The organism is Streptomyces sp. NPDC007205 (assembly GCF_040634095.1).
Classification (GTDB): domain Bacteria; phylum Actinomycetota; class Actinomycetes; order Streptomycetales; family Streptomycetaceae; genus Streptomyces.
On the sequence record NZ_JBEYEW010000101.1, the window covers coordinates 4,695 to 6,606 of the forward strand.

At 68.0% G+C, this 1,912-nt stretch carries 3 protein-coding genes and 1 pseudogene; all 4 read right to left on the minus strand.

What is annotated here, in order from left to right:
• Positions 1-190 precede the first annotated feature (190 nt).
• A pseudogene (locus ABZ624_RS41635) lies at positions 191-708 on the minus strand (transposase family protein); the annotation flags it as partial.
• A 137-nt stretch (positions 709-845) separates the two neighbouring features.
• Positions 846-980 carry a hypothetical protein gene (locus tag ABZ624_RS41640; RefSeq protein WP_360100725.1) on the minus strand — a complete coding sequence of 45 codons (135 nt, stop codon included), beginning with the start codon at positions 978-980 and terminating at the stop codon, positions 846-848.
• Positions 981-1,102: 122 nt separating this feature from the next.
• Positions 1,103-1,495 carry a hypothetical protein gene (locus ABZ624_RS41645; RefSeq protein ID WP_360100728.1) on the minus strand — a complete coding sequence of 131 codons (393 nt, stop codon included), beginning with the start codon at positions 1,493-1,495 and terminating at the stop codon, positions 1,103-1,105.
• Complete coding sequence (locus tag ABZ624_RS41650; RefSeq protein ID WP_360100731.1) at positions 1,492-1,695, minus strand: hypothetical protein; 204 nt, start codon at positions 1,693-1,695, stop codon at positions 1,492-1,494. Before ABZ624_RS41650 ends, ABZ624_RS41645 begins: the two co-directional genes overlap by 4 nt.
• Positions 1,696-1,912 lie beyond the last annotated feature (217 nt).

Consider the following 1,912-nt stretch of genomic DNA (forward strand, 5'->3'; position numbering starts at 1 on the left):
GGAACAGCAGGTGGAGGACCAGCGGAAGGCCGACCAGCAACGCCGACAGGAACAGCAGGTGGAGGACCAGCGGAAGGCCGACCAGCAACGCCGACAGGAACAGCAGGCCGAAGATCGGAAGCGGCGGTAGTCGTGCAGCGCCTGGGAAACCGGTAACGCGCCCAAGGGCGTTATCAAGTTGAGGAGTGGGGGTGGGAGCGAACGGCGGGGCGGGCTGCACACTGATGCCGAGGGTCTCGCAGGCGGCGGTGAACGTCCTGGACAGGAAGACTTTGCCGCGGTCGACGACGATCGTCTCAGGTACCACGACCGGGCGGGCGGCCGCCTTCTTGAGGCGTTCGTCCAGGGTCAGCAGCCGCTTGTGGGCGGGCATTGGGTGTGGGTGAAGTGCAGGGCGTCCGGCCAGGTGTGCCGGGCCGGGTGGGGGACGGCCATCTCGGCCAGCAGCAGGGCCGCGTCCACGGCCTGCGTGCCGCCCGGGCACAGTACGGCGGCCAGGATCGCCCTGGTGGCGACGTCCACCGCGATGGTCATCTCGGGCCGGCCGAGGGTCCCGTCGTCGAACAGTGCCAGGACGTCCAGGCGGGTGGTGTCGATCTGCACCTGCTCCCCGGGCCGCAGGGCGACGGTGGGGGTGTGGCCGCGTCCGTCCTCGGTGAGGCACGCGGTGCGCACGGGGCGTGCGGGATGGTCGGCGGGGCCGGATAGGGCCGCCAGCTGCGAGTGAGAGAGCCTCTCGGGCTGGCTTCGCCCGGGGCTGTTCGCGAATTCCAGCCAGCCCTCCAGCCGGGTGGGCGAGTACTGCCGGTCGTCTCCCTCGAAAACACCGGCTTCCTCCGCCCGGCTCACCGGCTGCCCATGATCTCGGCGTAGAACTCCTCTTCCTCCGGCAGGACTTCTTCGTCGCCGGGGAAGGCAGCTTCGCACTCGTCGGCCTCGTCGTCGTCCCCGCCCAGATCCGCCTCAGCAGTGTCAATCACCTGCAGATTCGGCTGGTCCAGGATCCCATGCGGTGCTCGCGCTGCTTCGCGAGAAGACGCACGTGGTGGAAGTCAGGCGGTAGCTGACCTATGGCGGTCCCGGCGGTGCACGCCGGGGCCGGTCAGGCTTCGGGCTCGGCGCGCCACGAGCGGATGGCTGCTGCGGTGTCCCGTAGCCCTGCCTCTCCGGCGCGGATTTCTCCGGCCAGGGCCCACAGTGCCTTGGGCTCCGGGGCGACAGGAAGCCCGGAGAGCTGCATGTACGCCTGCGAGGCCGACCAGCCGATGACCAGGTTGTAGTCAGCGAACGGCTTCAGCGTCAGCCCGAGGTAGAGGAACGTCGCCCCGCGAACCTCCGGCTCCTCGTAGTACGGGGAGCCCGCGATCTGCTCATATCTGTGGGCGGAGCCCGTCCAGTGCAGGGCTCCCCAGTCGGTGATGTCCACGTTGGCCGGCGCGGCCTCGGACTGGATGGTCAGCAGCCATCCGGGGTCCACGTAGACGATCGGGCTCAACGAAGACCTTCAGGGGCATCTTCGACAGCGGCCAGAGCCACGGAATAGGCGGTGCGGGCAGCGTTTATGAAGGCGGCCCGATTCGCCTCGGCCACGAGCACTGTGCGAGCGAGCGAGCGTGTCGAGACGCCCTTGGTCTTGGCGTACTCGTTCAGGCGGTCCAGCTCGTCTTGATCGAGGTCCACAGAAATCTTCGGCATACCGCCACTGTAGAGGCACGAGTGGAGGCACCGCTAGGGCGTGTTGTGAAAGTGCTGGTCATAGCCACTCGTTGATGGCTGCGACCAGCACGGTCGCTTCGTAGCGGACGGCGAGCTTGTCATACCTCGTGGCCACGGCCCGGTGGCGCTTGAGCCGGTTGATCCCGCACTCGACCGCATGCCGCTGCTTGTAATCGGTCTTGTCGAACTTCGGCGG

Bases quoted from the DNA above. Each gene is read 5' to 3' on its own strand.
- ABZ624_RS41650 (WP_360100731.1), bottom strand. From the start codon at position 1,695: ATGCCGAAGATTTCTGTGGACCTCGATCAAGACGAGCTGGACCGCCTG.